Genomic DNA, 15173 nt, shown 5'->3' with positions numbered 1-15173 from the left:
TGTGACGGGATGAACGGATGCCTTCACTAAAGGATCTGAGAAACCGTATCGCCTCGGTCAAGGCGACGCAGAAAATCACCAAAGCGATGCAAATGGTCGCTGCGGCGAAGCTGCGCCGTGCCCAGGAAGCTGCGGAGGCCGCAAGGCCTTACTCGCAGCGCATGGGCGCCGTTCTTGCAAATATTGCACAGAACGTGAGCGGCGAAGATGCACCGGCTTTGATGGCTGGTACGGGTAAGGACGACGTGCATCTGCTCGTCGTCTGCACTGCAGAACGCGGCCTTTGCGGCGGTTTCAACTCGCAGATTGCGCGTTTTGCGCGTGATCATGCCCGCAAGCTCCTCGCTGAAGGCAAGACGGTCAAGATTTTGACAGTGGGCAAGAAGGGCGCAGATATTCTGCGTCGCGAATTTGCCTCGCTGCTTATTGATCATGTCAATTTGCGTGAAGTCAAACAGCTCGCTTTTGTGCATGCCGACCAGATCGGCCACAAGGTGATCGAGTTGTTTGAACAGGGCGCATTTGATGTCTGTACGCTGTTCTATTCCGAGTTCAAGTCGGTGATCGCTCAGATTCCGACCGCACAGCAGCTCATTCCGGCGTCAGCTGGTGCTGTTGCGCAGGCGGATACTGCAGGCGATGCGATTTATGAGTACGAACCTGATCCTGCGGCGATCCTGAGCACGCTGATCCCGCGCAATATTTCGGTCCAGATTTTCCGCGCTCTGCTGGAAAATGTGGCGGGCGAAATGGGCGCGAAGATGAGCGCAATGGACAATGCGACGCGTAATGCCGGTGACATGATCAACAAGTTGTCGATCACGTATAACCGTCAGCGTCAGGCTCAGATCACCAAGGAACTGATCGAAATCATTTCGGGCGCGGAAGCGCTCTAATCGGAAGGTAAAGGATCGATGGCAAAAGCAGCGACCCCGAAAACTACCGCCGCGGCCGAAGCGAAGCCAGCAGCGGCCAAAGCTCCAGCCAAAAAGGCTCCAGCCAAGACTGCTCCAGTTAAGGCAGCTGCCGCTAAGTCTGATGCAGCTCCTAAGGCTGCAAAGGCCGGCGCAGTAGGCAAGATCACTCAGGTTATTGGCGCTGTTGTCGACGTACAGTTTGAAGATGGTCAGCTCCCGCTGATCCTCAACGCTCTGGAAACCGACAATCTGGGCAACCGTCTGGTTCTCGAAGTTGCACAGCATCTGGGCGAAAACACTGTTCGCACAATCGCTATGGACTCGACCGAAGGTCTGGTTCGCGGTCATGAAGTGCGCGACACGGGTAACCCGATCATGGTTCCGGTTGGCGAAGAAACGCTCGGCCGCATCATGAACGTTATTGGTGAGCCAGTTGACGAAGCCGGTCCGATCAAGACCACTGCTCGTCGCTCGATCCACCAGGAAGCTCCTGAGTATATCGAACAGTCGACCGAAGCTGAAATCCTTGTAACGGGCATCAAGGTCGTCGACCTTCTCGCTCCTTACGCCAAGGGCGGTAAGATTGGTCTGTTCGGCGGCGCAGGCGTTGGCAAGACCGTTCTGATCATGGAACTGATCAACAACGTTGCTAAGGCGCACGGCGGTTACTCCGTATTCGCAGGTGTCGGTGAACGTACCCGTGAAGGTAACGATCTTTACCACGAAATGATCGAATCGGGCGTTAACAAGCTCGGTGGCGGTGAAGGCTCCAAGGCCGCACTCGTTTACGGTCAGATGAATGAGCCTCCGGGTGCGCGCGCTCGCGTTGCTCTGTCGGGTCTGACGGTTGCTGAAAACTTCCGTGATAAGGGCCAGGACGTTCTGTTCTTCGTGGACAACATCTTCCGCTTCACGCAGGCTGGTTCGGAACTCTCGGCACTTCTCGGCCGTATTCCTTCCGCAGTGGGTTATCAGCCAACGCTGGCAACCGACATGGGCCAGATGCAGGAACGCATCACCACGACGACCAAGGGTTCGATTACCTCGGTTCAGGCAATTTACGTTCCTGCCGACGATTTGACCGATCCTGCACCAGCAACTTCGTTCGCTCACCTGGATGCGACCACGACGCTGAACCGTTCGATCGCTGAAAAGGGTATTTACCCGGCTGTGGATCCACTGGAATCCACATCGCGTATGCTCGATCCAATGATCGTTGGTGAAGAACATTACGCAGTTGCACGTCAGGTTCAGTCGATCCTTCAGCGCTACAAGTCGCTTCAGGACATCATCGCCATCCTCGGCATGGACGAACTGTCGGAAGAAGATAAGCTGACTGTTGCGCGCGCTCGTAAGATCGAACGCTTCCTGTCGCAGCCGTTCTTCGTTGCTGAAGTGTTCACCGGTTCGCCAGGCAAGCTGGTCGATCTCGCCGACACCATCAAGGGCTTCAAGGGCCTTTGCGCAGGTGAATACGATCATCTTCCAGAACCAGCCTTCTACATGGTTGGCTCGATTGAAGAAGCGATCGAAAAGGCGAAGAAGCTGGCTGCTGAAGCCGCGTAATGAATTGAGTTTTCGGCGGGCTTTAAAGCCCGCCGCAAATGCCTGTTCATTTGTTTGAGCATGATCTTTTCCGAAAATCGGTTTCCACTTTCGGGATCAAGCTCTGGAAATTTAAGTGAGAACCATGGCTCAAGCTTTCCAATTCGAACTCGTGTCGCCTGAACGCCTTCTGCTATCCGCACAGGTGACGGAAGTCGTCATTCCGGGCAGTGAAGGCTATTTGACGGCTCTTGCCGGTCATTCGCCGTTGATGACGACGATCATGCCCGGTGTTGTTTCGGTTAAGCTGAGCGACGGCAAGTCCGATTCCTATGTGGTTTTTGGCGGCTTTGCCGACATTACCCCTCAGGGCTGCACTGTTCTGGCCGAATCTGCAACGCATGTTGACGACATTGATCCAGCCGATATTCAGAAGCGTATCGAACTCGCTCGCAAGCATCTTGAAGATGCTTCGTCGAACGAACATCGCACAAAGGCAGAGATTTTCCTGCATCAGCTGATGACACTGCAGGGGACGGTGTTACCGGCCTGAAAGGGTTAGGCTTCGGCTTCCCATATCGCAAATTTTTGAAAAGCGGGCTTCGGTCCGCTTTTCTTATTTTGAGTTTTATTGGCATGGATTTTTCAACAGGGCCGATTTCACGTGATACTTATACCATCACGCTTGCGTGAGGTCCGTATGATCGCTTGAAAACTGTGTGTCGGCAATTTATCTCATTAGTTAATTGTTAGGTCCCTAATATAAGGCTTTCACGATGAGCAGAGCAGATGTGAGTGCGGAAATGATCGACGCGATGGCGAAGGTCAATCGCAGACTTCGCACATTGTTTGATGCTCGCGTCAAAGAAAGGGGCCTTACACTGGCCCGTGCACGTACTCTGCTGACGCTGATTGATCAGGAAGGCCTTTACCAGAAGGAATTGGCAGAGGTGCTTGAGATCGAAAATGCCACCATGGTTCGTTTGATCGATGGATTGGAGCGCCAGGCTTTTGTGGAACGCCAGGCTGTTGAAGGCGATCGTCGCGCAAAGCGCATTGTAATGACCGAAGAAGGCAAGTTGCTCGCTGAGCAGGTGGTGAAGCTTGCTGGCGATGTACGCGCTGATTTGCTGGAAGGCGTCAGCGACGAAGAGCTCAGAACCGCACTCAATGTAATGCGCAAGATGTCGGAATCGATGAACAAGACACATTAGCGTCTTTCGGGATTCAGATTTCAGGCGGGACGAATCTCGGTTTGGTGAATAGTCGCCCTGACTTAGATCGGTATTTGCCATTTTTCGGACATGAGCTTCAGCTTAATTTCCCCCCAATTAAAATTCATGGCGGAGCGTCGGAGATGCGTTACTCGTCACAAACAATGGTGGGGCTACTGGCGATTCTATCGATAGCCTCAGTGCAGACCCGCGATATGGAGCACGGAACGCGACATGCCTACGCGCGTGCATTGAATGATGTCGGCACCGATGATGGACTGGTCTTCGACACCGATGCCACAACGTCGCTTTTCGTCAGCCGAACCAAGCGAGCATCCAAAGCTTTAAGCGCGCGGTGATGCTGAGTGATCACGGCGCAAGCGTGCGCAGATAAGCCATCAATTCGCTGGCCGTGTCGCTGGCGCGCTCCGGTTCACGGGATATAATGGCTTCGATCAAAGCGGCATGGGCATTCGCTGAACCCGTGATACCAGTGGATGGCCGCAGCCTGAACCAGAATCTGCGACTATGGGTCTGTAGGGGCGCTGCCAGACGTGCTGCGTAAGGATTGCTGGCTGCCGCACCGAGCACGATATCAAATGCCTTGTCCGCATCCAGAAATAGCGAAACATCTTCTGCTGGTATGGCCTGACGCATGGCGTCGGCAGCAGCTTTCAGCCGTTCATAATCGCGTGCGCTGCCAAAGCGGGCGGCATCCCGCGCCAACACACGCTCGACACCTTCGCGCGCATCCAGAACCTTGGTGAAATCCGTTGGGTCAATCTGCGCGATCGCAATACCGGAACGGGGGCGGACCTCAACCAGTCCTTCCCAAGCCAGGCGCTGAATCGCTTCGCGTATCGGGGTGCGCCCCATTCCGGTCAGTTCTATCAGGGACCGTTCGTTGACGATTGCACCAGGTTCCAGTTCAAGCGTCACAATCGAGCGTTCCAAAACGCGATAGGCTTGTTCGGCGAGGCTTTCGCTTCCCCAGCTGTCGATAAGAGCTATGCTGTGTTTCGCTGTATTGTCGTGGACGCTTGCATGTTCCATGCAGATCTAAGCCTTATCCTGATAGGAATTGACACAAACGGACCTTACAGATATATCTGTGATATATCAATGAAGAGCGCGATGTCGCTGCACAATAACAAGAATACCGCGACAGAGCGATTATCATCGATAGCGAGCTTTTGGCATGGTGTCATTCCAAAAAATGGATGGACAGACCCGGTGTGACTGGCGCGAAAATAGATCAGAGTTGTAAGCTGAGACGAATATTAGAAGACCGGTCGGGAGCCGTGCATTTATGAATTCTGATCTGAAGGGGCAACACGACATAGTCATCATTGGCGGTGGGATCGTTGGTGTTGCCACTGCTGCACTGCTGGCTGAAAATGGTCGTGATGTTCTTGTGATTGACCGCAGCGGCATTTGCGAGGAAACAAGTTCCGGCAATGCTGCGGCCCTCGCATTTTCCGACATTCTGCCAATGGCTTCAAAAGGCGTCATGCGCAAAGTTCCGGGATGGTTGATGGACCCGCTCGGGCCGTTCACTATCCGCCCTTCCTATCTCCCTAAAATGATCCCATGGCTTTATCGTTTCTGGCGCGCGAGCAGCGCCGAAGCGCTTGAAAAGACCACGGTTGCTCAAGGCAATATGATGCGCCTTGCGGAAAGCGAGATGCTGGGGCTGATTAATCGTGCGGGTTTGCGCGATAGATTGCAGGAAGATGGCAATCTCGAACTTTATGAAAGCGAAGCCGAGCTTGCCGCATCGCAAGCCGGGTGGGATGCGCGTGAGAAGGCGGGCATAGCCTATGAACATGTGCGCGGAAGCCGCTTGAAGGAATTGCAGCCGGGGCTCGCCCCGCGTTTTGTGGCCGGCACTTTCGTTCCCGGATGGAAGAATGTAAGCGATCCGAAATTATTCGGTCAGGCCATATGGGCTTATGCGGAAAGTAAGGGTGCGCGCTTCCTGCAGGCTAAGGTGGTAAGCGCACAAAAGCTTGATGGTGGTGCGGTTATCAGCCTTGAAGATGGCAAGGAAATTAACGCTGCGAATCTCGTGCTTATGGCGGGTGCATGGTCGCGGAATCTGGCCCAGGGATTTGGCGATGCCGTACCGCTTGATACGGAGCGCGGCTATAACACGACGCTTCCCGTCGGAAGCTTTGATGTCAAGCGCCAGCTGACTTTTCCCGGTCATGGCTTTGTTGTTACGCCGATGGCGACAGGTCTGCGCGTTGGCGGAGCTGTCGAATTTGGGGGGCTGCAATTGCCGCCAAACTTTGCACGCTCGGCTGCAATGCTGAAAAAAGCCGCTATGTTTTTACCGGGGCTGAAGACCGAGGGCGGACGGCAATGGATGGGCTATCGCCCGTCACTTCCCGATTCAATGCCGGTTATCGGCCGCGCATCTTCAGGCGGCAATATCTACTATGGTTTTGGCCATGGGCATCTGGGCCTTACACAATCTGCGGCGACAGGGCGACTTATCTGTGATCTCATCACGGGGTCCACTCCTGCCATCAATATTGAACCATTCAAGCCACAACGTTTTCGGAACTGACCATTATGGCAAAACATTCTTTCTTCTGCATCGACGGACATACATGCGGCAACCCGGTGCGTCTTGTTGCAGGTGGTGGCCCGAACCTTGAAGGTTCCAACATGATGGAAAAGCGCGCACATTTCTTGCGCGAGTATGATTGGATTCGCACAGGGCTCATGTTTGAGCCGCGCGGACATGACATGATGTCCGGCTCCATTCTCTACCCGTCGACACGTCCGGATTGCGATGTCGCGGTGTTATTCATTGAAACCTCGGGCTGCTTGCCGATGTGTGGACATGGCACCATTGGTACAGTGACGATGGTGATTGAGCAGGGGCTTGTGACGCCCAAGATACCGGGAAAGCTCAATCTCGATACGCCCGCAGGACTTGTGTCCATTGAATACGAGCAGAACGGCCAATATGTGGATCGCGTCCGTCTCACCAATGTTCCGGCCTTCCTTTATGCGGAAGGACTGGAAGTGGAATGCCCTGATCTTGGGCCGATTAAGGTCGATGTTGCCTATGGCGGAAACTTCTATGCAATTGTCGAGCCGCAAGAAAATTACACCGACATGCAAGATTATTCTGCTCTGCAGTTTATTGCCTGGAGTCCGGTGCTGCGAGAGCGTTTGAACGAGAAATATAATTTCCAGCATCCAGAGCTAGCGGACATCAATCGTCTGACGCATATTCTCTGGACGGGAAAGCCGGTGCATCCTGAAGCCCATGCGCGCAACGCAGTTTTCTATGGCGACAAAGCGATTGACCGTTCGCCTTGTGGCACAGGCACTTCGGCCCGAATGGCGCAGCTTACGGCCAAAGGAAAGCTGAAACCGGGTGATGATTTCGTGCATGAATCGATCATTGGATCGCTGTTTCACGGTCGGGTGGAGCGCGCAGTTGATGTGGCTGGCGGTACGGGAATCATCCCTTCCATTGCAGGCTGGGCGCGCATGACAGGCTATAATACGATCTTCATTGATGACCGCGATCCGTTTGCGCATGGGTTTACTGTTGCGTAAAACCGGTACGGTAGGCAAAAATAGGGGGAAACTCCCTATTTTTTGTCTGTGACGCATTGGGAAAACTATGGAATAAATGGCCCTTGGTAGGAGAAAAAAATATATACAGGGTCCTTTATAGGGGACATAACTAGTTTGTGGAGGAAGGAAGTCATTAGTCTTTTGTCTGAGACAAAAGGGGCTTGCATTCCTTTATACAGCCGTTAGGTGTAATTATCCGGGAAAAAATGAAGTCGCACGAAATAATGATGCGGCAATAAAACCGGATAGAGTAAAATGGGTGGCTTCTAGATGGAATATTTCTTCCAGCAGGTGATCAACGGGCTCGCGCTCGGATCGATCTATGGCCTGATCGCCATCGGGTATACGATGGTCTACGGCATTATCGGCATGATCAACTTTGCACATGGCGATGTCTTTATGCTCGGCGCCTTTATGGCGCTGATTGTTTTTCTAATCATCACAACATTCATAGGAGCGCTGCCAATCGCGCTCATGTTGCTCGTTATGATGGTCGTTGCAATGCTTCTGACGGGGCTTTGGAGCTGGACGATCGAGCGGGCGGCTTACCGGCCTCTGCGTGGATCGTTTCGCCTGGCGCCGTTGATCACGGCAATCGGTATGTCCATTGCATTGTCCAACTTCGTCCAGGTGACGCAGGGACCGCGCAACAAGCCGGTGCCGCAATTGCTGAACGGCTCTTACAGCATCTTCGGAACCGAGGTAACGATCTCGCTTAAGCAGATCGTGGTCATCGTGGTGACGGCGTTGTTGCTGACGATCTTCTGGTACATCGTTAACCGCACATCGCTGGGTCGTGCGCAGCGTGCCTGCGAACAGGATCGTAAGATGGCGGCACTTCTCGGCATCAATGTCGATCGCGTGATTTCGCTGACCTTCGTTATGGGGGCCATGCTGGCGGCTGTTGCCGGTACGCTTTATCTCTCCTTCTACGGCGTGATTTCCTTTGCCGACGGGTTTATCCCCGGCGTCAAGGCGTTCACGGCTGCGGTTCTGGGCGGGATCGGCTCTCTGCCGGGTGCTGTTGTTGGCGGTTTGCTGATTGGTCTCATCGAGGCGTTGTGGTCAGCTTATTTCTCGATCGATTACAAGGATGTTGCCGCGTTCTCGATCCTTGCCATCGTACTCATCTTCATGCCGTCCGGCATTCTTGGTCGTCCTGAAGTCGAAAAGGTGTAATCATGGCCGTACAAGCAGGTTCACGCCCGGATTCCCTTTTTGCCCGGGCCATTCGTGAAGGTTTCATTGCCGGATTACTGGCATTGGGGCTTTTCGTTCTCATCGTTGGTTTCAAGACTGACCAGAACATCAATAATGAGCTCGTGCTGCAACAGCGCTGGGGAGCGCTTGCGATCCTGGTCGCAATGGCTGCTTTCGGGCGTTTTGGCTTTATCGCTTTCTTGCAGCCCTGGCTTGAAGCTCGCAAATTTGCGAAGGCGAGTCGTCCGACAGTTGCTGCCGGAAGCCCGTCTTTCTTTCGCAAACATTTTTCGCAGATTGGCGTTGTATTTCTTTTCGTCTACCCGGTCCTGATCGTCAGCATGCTTGGCTGGCAAGGTTCGCTTAAATGGGTCGACAATTTCGGCGTCCAGATTCTTATCTATGTGATGCTCGCATGGGGCCTCAATATCGTGGTTGGCCTCGCCGGTCTGCTCGATCTGGGTTATGTCGCCTTCTATGCAGTGGGTGCTTATTCCTACGCGATCCTTTCTTCGTATTTCGGCCTGTCGTTCTGGATGCTGTTGCCGATTGCAGGCATTCTGGCGGCAACTTGGGGCGTTATTCTGGGCTTCCCGGTCCTGCGTCTGCGTGGTGACTATCTGGCCATTGTGACGCTCGCTTTCGGTGAAATTATTCGACTGGTGTTGATAAACTGGACAGATCTGACCAGGGGCACGTTCGGTATTTCCGGCATTGCCAAGGCGACCTTCTTCGGTCTGCCATTTAATGCCAGCAAGGATGGCTTTGCCGCTTATTTCGGCCTGACTTTCTCTGCCGCTCACTACAAGTTCTTCCTTTACTACGTGATCCTCATCCTCGCTCTGGTTACGGCTCTGGTCACGATCCGTCTGCGCCGCATGCCTGTCGGACGTGCATGGGAAGCATTGCGTGAAGATGAAATCGCCTGCCGTTCGCTCGGCATCAACACCACCACGACTAAGCTCACCGCCTTTGCGACGGGTGCGATGTTCGGTGGTTTTGCCGGTTCCTTCTTTGCTGCCCGTCAGGGCTTCGTCAGCCCCGAATCCTTCGTGTTCCTTGAATCCGCAGTTATTCTCGCTATCGTTGTTTTGGGTGGCATGGGATCGCTTGTCGGTATCGCCATTGCTGCAATCGCGATGATCGGCGGCACGGAAATTCTGCGCGAAATGGGCTTCCTGAAGGCTATCTTCGGTCCAAATTTCACACCTGAACTCTACCGCATGCTGATCTTCGGTCTGGCCATGGTGGTGGTGATGGTCTGGAAACCACGCGGATTTGTCGGAAGCCGAGAACCAAGCGCATTCCTCAACGAGAAGAAGATGGTGTCGGGTGCCTTTACCAAGGAAGGGCACGGCTGATGGCGGAGACAAAAATTATGGCTGGCAATGGTTCGAAAGACACCATTCTTACAGTTGAGCATCTGTCGATGCGCTTTGGCGGTCTCGTCGCGATCAACGATCTGAGCTTCGATGTGAAGCGGGGCGACATCACAGCGATCATCGGTCCGAACGGTGCAGGCAAGACTACGGTCTTCAACTGCATTACCGGCTTCTATAAGCCGACCGGCGGCATGTTGACGATGAACCGGAATACGGGCGAAAAGTTCCTTCTGGAACGCTTGCCCGACTTCAAGATCACGCAGGAGGCGCGTGTCGCTCGTACGTTCCAGAACATCCGTCTCTTCTCGGGTCTGACTGTTCTGGAAAACCTGCTCGTCGCACAGCACAATACACTGATGCGATCCTCGGGTTATACGATCCTCGGGCTTCTTGGTCTGCCGGGCTATAAGAAAGCTGCAAAGGCAGCGATTGAGAAAGCCCGTGACTGGCTTGAAAAGATCAATCTTATCGACCGTGCCGACGATCCGGCTGGCGATCTGCCTTATGGCGATCAGCGCCGTCTGGAGATTGCTCGTGCCATGTGCACAGAGCCTGAAATACTTTGCCTGGATGAACCGGCTGCAGGGCTTAATCCGCGTGAATCAGCTGAGCTGAACAAGCTGCTGCTCGATATCCGCAAGGAAACGGGCACGTCGATCCTTCTGATCGAGCACGACATGTCGGTGGTTATGGAAATTTCCGACCATGTCATCGTGCTTGAATACGGCACCAAAATTTCTGATGGCTCACCTGAGAAAGTCAGAAATGATCCGCGCGTCATCGCTGCCTATCTTGGCGTGGACGATGACGAGATTGCTGACCTGATTGAAGAAGCGGATAAGCCTGGCGTTGCTGATCCTGCTGATTTTATCGCAGCTCAGCTTGCGGAAGAGGTAATCGAAGAAAAAAAGACCGAAGCACCGCAATATTTTGCCGGTGGGCTTGCCGCAGCGCGTGGTGGAAAACCTGATAATCTGACGCTCATCAAGGGTATCGGCGCAGTCAACGAGAAAAAGCTCAACGAACACGGCATCTATCATTTCGATCAGATCGCCGCTTGGACGGAAGCCGACATTGTTGAAGCTGAAACCTATCTGAAATTTGATGGTCGTATTGCCCGCGAAAACTGGGTTGGTCAGGCAAGCAAGCTTGGCTCAGGTCAGGCTACCGAGTTTTCATCCCGTGTTGAAGCTGGCGATGTTCCCACGAGCCATAAGACTGCCCCCGTAAAGGCAGCCAGAGCCGCTAAAGCGACAAAGACCGCCAAAGCTCCGGCGAAGCCCAAGAAGGGAAGCGAATGATGCAGGCTGAAACCATGCAGGCTGAAACCATGCAGACCCGCCAACCGCTTCTGGCCGTTGAAAAGGTCGAAACCTATTACGGCAATATTCGTGCTCTGAAGGGCATCGATCTGACGGTTAATGAGGGTGAAATCGTAGCACTCATCGGCGCGAACGGTGCTGGTAAATCCACGCTAATGATGACCATCTTTGGTTCACCACGTGCCCGCACTGGCCGTATTCTCTTTGGCGGTAAGGACATCACGTCGATGCCGCCGCATGAGATCGCAAAGCTCCGCATTGCGCAGTCGCCGGAAGGCCGCCGTATTTTCCCACGCATGACGGTTCTGGAAAACCTTCAGATGGGTGCAAGCCTCGATCATCAGCAATATTTTGAAGAAGATGTTGCGCTGATGTTCGATCTGTTTCCGCGTCTGAAAGAGCGCGTCACACAGCGCGGTGGTACACTTTCAGGTGGTGAGCAGCAGATGCTGGCTATTGCCCGCGCGCTGATGGCGCGTCCGAAGCTTCTGCTGCTTGATGAGCCGTCGCTCGGTCTTGCTCCGCTTATTGTCAAGCAGATCTTCGAGGCCATCAAGGAGCTCAATCGTACGCAGGGTCTGACCGTGTTTCTCGTCGAGCAAAATGCTTTTGGTGCGCTCAAGCTTGCTGATCGCGGTTATGTTATGGTGAATGGATCAATCACGATGAGCGGCGCTGGCCGCGAATTGCTGGCTGACCCAGAAGTGCGTGCCGCCTATCTCGAAGGCGGAAGGCATTAAGGAGAAAAATCATGCAGGGAATTCTCTACGAAGAACCGTCATTCTGGTTGTTTTTTCTCATCACCTGCCTTTTGGGCGGTTGGGCGGCGTGGATGACTGGTCGTGCCTGTGCGCAGACCTGGCGAACCTATCCGCAGCTGCTGCTCTATCTCATCCCTTTGGGTGCAGCGGTGCGGTTCATCCACTATGCTTTGTTTGAAGGCACGCTGCTTTCGCTGCACTATTATCTGGTTGATGTGATCGTGCTGATGATCATTGGCACGGTGGGGTATCGTTTTACCCGTACCAAGCAAATGGTCCGTCAGTATAACTGGCTTTATGAAAAAGCTTCGCCTCTCAGCTGGAAGGCAAAATAATTCAAAGCTTCGCCGTTATGCGGCGGAGCTTTTTTAAAAAGATCACGCTGAAAAACAGGTTCAGCGTAGATATTGCTGGCTAATCAGCAAGATAATAAGGCGATGCAAAAACATCGTTTCGGGGTAACTATAATCGGGAGTTCAAGTAATGAAGAAATCGCTTTTCTCAGGCGTTGCTCTTGCAGCAGTGATGGCTTTCAGTGGCTCGGCTTGGGCAGATGTACTGTTGGGCATTGGCGCACCGCTGACCGGTCCGAATGCTGTTTATGGTGCTCAGATTCAAAAGGGTGCTGAAGCTGCAATCAAGGAAATCAACGACGCCGGCGGCATCAATGGCGAAAAGATCACAATCACGCTCGGAGACGACGTGTCGGATCCGAAGCAGGGTATTTCCGTTGCCAACAAGTTCGCTGCTGACGGCGTAAAATACGTGATCGGCCACTTCAATTCCGGTGTTTCGATCCCGGCTTCTGAAGTCTATGCCGAAAACGGCATTCTCGAAATCTCGCCAGCTGCAACCAACCCAGTCTATACCGAACGCGGTCTGTGGAACACTTTCCGTACCTGCGGTCGTGATGATCAACAGGGCATCGTTGCCGGCCAGTACATCTTCGACAACTTCAAAGATGCCAAGATTGCTGTGATCCACGACAAAACGCCTTATGGTCAGGGTCTTGCCGACGAAACCAAGAAGAAGCTCAACGAACTTGGCACGAAAGAAACACTTTACGAAGGCGTAAACGTCGGCGAAAAGGACTTCTCCGCTTTGATCGCTAAAATGAAGCAAGCCGGTGTGACGGTTGTCTACTGGGGTGGTCTCCACCCGGAAGCCGGTCTCATCATCCGTCAGCTCGCTGATCAGGGTCTGAAGGCGCAGTTCATTTCGGGCGATGGTATTGTCTCCAACGAGCTGGCTTCGATTGCAGGTCCTGCGGTTGAAGGTACGCTGAACACATTTGGCCCGGATCCACGCAATGCCCCGGGAAATGCTGAACTCGTCAAGAAGTTCCGCGATGCGGGCTTTGAACCAGAAGCTTATACGCTTTATTCCTATGCAGCCGTTCAGTCGCTTGCAGGTGCTGCAAAGGCTGCTGGCAGCAACGACCCACAGGAAATTGCCAAAGCTCTGAGAGAAAAAGGTCCGTTCCCAACCGTGTTGGGCGATCTTTCCTATGATGAGAAGGGCGATCCGAAACTTCCAGGTTACGTAATGTATAAGTGGGAAAAGGGCGCTGACGGGAAATATAATTACATTCAGCAATAATCTTTCTGCTGTATTGTTTCGTTAAGCCAGAGAATGCCCGGTCATGTGCCGGGCATTTTTATTTAATGAATTATTTCGATGCATGATGTCATGCGAAAAGAGCATCATAATTAGCTAATAAAGAGGGTGGACAAGAGCAACGCAAGTCATTTTACCTAATGCAACGATATTGTTCGGTGTAAATCACGGTGAGCAATTCGTTCCCTGGAGGAGAGGCGAGGGCATTGGGGAGTATTCATGGGACGAGGATTTATACCACGTCTGGTGATGTCTGCCGCTCGCAACAACGGCACGTTGAAAACTCTCGTCCAGTGGAATTGACGGCTCCGGAACTCGGTTCGGAGATCGTTGTTCAATGGGAGTAATTGAAATGAAAAAGTCCTTATTCTGCGGCGTATGCCTTTCTGCACTGGTTGCAATGGGTGGAGCCTCTTTCGCTGACGTGCTGGTGGGTGTTGGTGCGCCGCTGACGGGCGGTCAGGCGGCTTATGGCGACCAGATCAAGCGCGGCGTCGAGGCGGCTGTTGCAGAAGCCAACGCCAAGGGCGGCATGAATGGCGAGCAGATCACGATCGTTTATGGCGATGATGCTGCCGATCCTCGTCAGGGAATTTCGGTTGCCAACAAGTTCGTCGGAGACGGCGTTCAGTTCGTAATCGGTCATTTCAATTCGGGCGTCAGCATTCCGACATCGGATATTTATGCTGAAAACGGTGTGCTGATGATTGCGCCGGGCACCACCAATCCAACCTTCACCGAGCGTGAATTGTGGAACACCTTCCGTACCTGCCGTCGTGATGATCAGCAGGGCATTGTTGCGGGCAAGTACATTGCCGACAATTACAAGGACGGCAAAGTCGCCATCCTGCACGACAAAACGCCGTATGGTCAGGGTCTTGCCGATGAAACGAAGAAGTCTCTTAATGCCAATGGCAAGGAAGAGACGCTTTACGAAGGCATCAATCAGGGCGACAAGGATTTCTCGGCTCTGATCTCGAAAATGAAGGCCTCAGGCATCACTGCCGTTTATTGGGGTGGTATGCACCCGGAAGCCGGTCTGATCATCCGTCAGATGGCTGATCAAAGCCTGAAGGCCCAGTTCATTTCCGGTGACGGCATTGTATCCAACGAACTGGCCTCTATTGCTGGTGATGCTGTTTCGGGTGTTCTGAACACGTTCGGCCCGGATCCTCGCGACGACGCGGCCAATGCCGATCTGATCAAGGCATTCCGTGACAAGGGTTTTGAACCTGAGGCTTACACCTTCTATGCTTATGCCGGTGTTCAGTCGCTGGTGGATGCTGCGAACGCTGCCGGAAACAACGACCCGCAGTCGGTGGCCGAAGCAATGAAGAGCAAGGGTCCGTTCAAGACCGTGCTTGGCGATGTATCCTATGATGCAAAGGGCGATCCAAGCCTTTCGCCTTATGTCATGTTCGAGTGGCGCAAGGGCGATGATGGCAAGTATAACTACTTCCAGAAGAAATAGGGCTTCTTGAGTCAGACTCACCTGTTTGAGCAGTGGTCTGCAACATGCGTGAATAGCTGAAGAGACTATTTCTTCAGTAACATTGTGCAGACTGCCTCATATATTAGCATAATTTGCTTTAAATTTTGGCAGAATGCCCGACTT

15 protein-coding genes are annotated in these 15173 nt (G+C 53.2%); 14 read left to right on the top strand and 1 reads right to left on the bottom strand.

Annotated elements, in window-relative coordinates; translation table 11 throughout:
- The first annotated feature begins 17 nt into the window (after window positions 1-17).
- The 5 genes from CEV32_RS16765 (at window position 18) to CEV32_RS16745 (ending at window position 4035) form a co-directional block, all read left to right on the top strand.
- Window positions 18-896 carry a F0F1 ATP synthase subunit gamma gene (locus CEV32_RS16765; protein ID WP_094578253.1) on the top strand — a complete coding sequence of 293 codons (879 nt, stop codon included), beginning with the start codon at window positions 18-20 and terminating at the stop codon, window positions 894-896.
- Between the two features lie 18 nt (window positions 897-914).
- On the top strand, window positions 915-2483 hold the full coding sequence (atpD, locus tag CEV32_RS16760) for a F0F1 ATP synthase subunit beta (protein WP_094578252.1): 1569 nt from the start codon (window positions 915-917) through the stop codon (window positions 2481-2483).
- Window positions 2484-2607: 124 nt separating this feature from the next.
- Entirely contained in the window at window positions 2608-3015 is a 408-nt protein-coding gene (locus CEV32_RS16755) for a F0F1 ATP synthase subunit epsilon (RefSeq protein WP_094578251.1), read from the top strand.
- 223 nt (window positions 3016-3238) lie between these two features.
- Entirely contained in the window at window positions 3239-3676 is a 438-nt protein-coding gene (locus tag CEV32_RS16750) for a MarR family winged helix-turn-helix transcriptional regulator (protein ID WP_094578250.1), read from the top strand.
- Window positions 3677-3819: 143 nt separating this feature from the next.
- Window positions 3820-4035 carry a hypothetical protein gene (locus tag CEV32_RS16745; RefSeq protein WP_094578249.1) on the top strand — a complete coding sequence of 72 codons (216 nt, stop codon included), beginning with the start codon at window positions 3820-3822 and terminating at the stop codon, window positions 4033-4035.
- A 10-nt stretch (window positions 4036-4045) separates the two neighbouring features.
- Here the strand turns inward: CEV32_RS16745 and CEV32_RS16740 are convergent, their stop codons facing one another.
- Window positions 4046-4729: a GntR family transcriptional regulator gene (locus tag CEV32_RS16740; RefSeq protein ID WP_094578248.1), complete on the bottom strand. Its 684-nt coding sequence runs from the start codon at window positions 4727-4729 to the stop codon at window positions 4046-4048.
- Window positions 4730-4985: 256 nt separating this feature from the next.
- Between CEV32_RS16740 and CEV32_RS16735 the strand changes: the two genes are divergently transcribed.
- From CEV32_RS16735 to CEV32_RS16695, 9 genes are all read left to right on the top strand, one after another.
- Complete coding sequence (locus CEV32_RS16735; protein ID WP_094578247.1) at window positions 4986-6248, top strand: NAD(P)/FAD-dependent oxidoreductase; 1263 nt, start codon at window positions 4986-4988, stop codon at window positions 6246-6248.
- Between the two features lie 5 nt (window positions 6249-6253).
- Window positions 6254-7255: a 4-hydroxyproline epimerase gene (locus CEV32_RS16730; protein ID WP_094578246.1), complete on the top strand. Its 1002-nt coding sequence runs from the start codon at window positions 6254-6256 to the stop codon at window positions 7253-7255.
- Window positions 7256-7546: 291 nt separating this feature from the next.
- Complete coding sequence (locus CEV32_RS16725) at window positions 7547-8455, top strand: branched-chain amino acid ABC transporter permease (RefSeq protein ID WP_094578245.1); 909 nt, start codon at window positions 7547-7549, stop codon at window positions 8453-8455.
- 2 nt (window positions 8456-8457) lie between these two features.
- Window positions 8458-9837 (top strand): high-affinity branched-chain amino acid ABC transporter permease LivM, encoded by a 1380-nt coding sequence (livM, locus tag CEV32_RS16720; RefSeq protein WP_094578244.1) that lies wholly within the window; start codon window positions 8458-8460, stop codon window positions 9835-9837.
- 17 nt (window positions 9838-9854) lie between these two features.
- A complete protein-coding gene (locus tag CEV32_RS16715; protein WP_094578325.1) occupies window positions 9855-11159 on the top strand; it encodes an ATP-binding cassette domain-containing protein in 1305 nt (434 codons plus the stop codon).
- Window positions 11160-11173: 14 nt separating this feature from the next.
- Complete coding sequence (locus tag CEV32_RS16710) at window positions 11174-11920, top strand: ABC transporter ATP-binding protein (RefSeq protein ID WP_094578324.1); 747 nt, start codon at window positions 11174-11176, stop codon at window positions 11918-11920.
- An 11-nt stretch (window positions 11921-11931) separates the two neighbouring features.
- Entirely contained in the window at window positions 11932-12276 is a 345-nt protein-coding gene (locus CEV32_RS16705) for a DUF6867 family protein (protein WP_094578243.1), read from the top strand.
- A 148-nt stretch (window positions 12277-12424) separates the two neighbouring features.
- Entirely contained in the window at window positions 12425-13540 is a 1116-nt protein-coding gene (locus CEV32_RS16700; protein ID WP_094578242.1) for a branched-chain amino acid ABC transporter substrate-binding protein, read from the top strand.
- Between the two features lie 370 nt (window positions 13541-13910).
- Window positions 13911-15029, top strand: coding sequence for a branched-chain amino acid ABC transporter substrate-binding protein (locus tag CEV32_RS16695; RefSeq protein WP_094578323.1), 1119 nt, complete (start codon window positions 13911-13913; stop codon window positions 15027-15029).
- Window positions 15030-15173: the final 144 nt, after the last annotated feature.

The organism is Brucella rhizosphaerae, from assembly GCF_002252475.1.
Lineage (GTDB): Bacteria > Pseudomonadota > Alphaproteobacteria > Rhizobiales > Rhizobiaceae > Brucella > Brucella rhizosphaerae.
Note: the sequence above shows the minus strand (reverse complement) of the source record. Positions and strands in the feature narration are given on the sequence as shown.

Bases quoted from the DNA above. Each gene is read 5' to 3' on its own strand.
- CEV32_RS16705 (WP_094578243.1), top strand. From the start codon at position 11,932: ATGCAGGGAATTCTCTACGAAGAACCGTCATTCTGGTTGTTTTTTCTC.
- CEV32_RS16745 (WP_094578249.1), top strand. From the start codon at position 3,820: ATGCGTTACTCGTCACAAACAATGGTGGGGCTACTGGCGATTCTATCG.
- atpD (WP_094578252.1), top strand. From the start codon at position 915: ATGGCAAAAGCAGCGACCCCGAAAACTACCGCCGCGGCCGAAGCGAAG.
- CEV32_RS16695 (WP_094578323.1), top strand. From the start codon at position 13,911: ATGAAAAAGTCCTTATTCTGCGGCGTATGCCTTTCTGCACTGGTTGCA.
- CEV32_RS16750 (WP_094578250.1), top strand. From the start codon at position 3,239: ATGAGCAGAGCAGATGTGAGTGCGGAAATGATCGACGCGATGGCGAAG.
- CEV32_RS16765 (WP_094578253.1), top strand. From the start codon at position 18: ATGCCTTCACTAAAGGATCTGAGAAACCGTATCGCCTCGGTCAAGGCG.
- CEV32_RS16755 (WP_094578251.1), top strand. From the start codon at position 2,608: ATGGCTCAAGCTTTCCAATTCGAACTCGTGTCGCCTGAACGCCTTCTG.
- CEV32_RS16725 (WP_094578245.1), top strand. From the start codon at position 7,547: ATGGAATATTTCTTCCAGCAGGTGATCAACGGGCTCGCGCTCGGATCG.
- livM (WP_094578244.1), top strand. From the start codon at position 8,458: ATGGCCGTACAAGCAGGTTCACGCCCGGATTCCCTTTTTGCCCGGGCC.
- CEV32_RS16730 (WP_094578246.1), top strand. From the start codon at position 6,254: ATGGCAAAACATTCTTTCTTCTGCATCGACGGACATACATGCGGCAAC.
- CEV32_RS16710 (WP_094578324.1), top strand. From the start codon at position 11,174: ATGCAGGCTGAAACCATGCAGACCCGCCAACCGCTTCTGGCCGTTGAA.
- CEV32_RS16740 (WP_094578248.1), bottom strand. From the start codon at position 4,729: ATGGAACATGCAAGCGTCCACGACAATACAGCGAAACACAGCATAGCT.
- CEV32_RS16735 (WP_094578247.1), top strand. From the start codon at position 4,986: ATGAATTCTGATCTGAAGGGGCAACACGACATAGTCATCATTGGCGGT.
- CEV32_RS16715 (WP_094578325.1), top strand. From the start codon at position 9,855: ATGGCTGGCAATGGTTCGAAAGACACCATTCTTACAGTTGAGCATCTG.
- CEV32_RS16700 (WP_094578242.1), top strand. From the start codon at position 12,425: ATGAAGAAATCGCTTTTCTCAGGCGTTGCTCTTGCAGCAGTGATGGCT.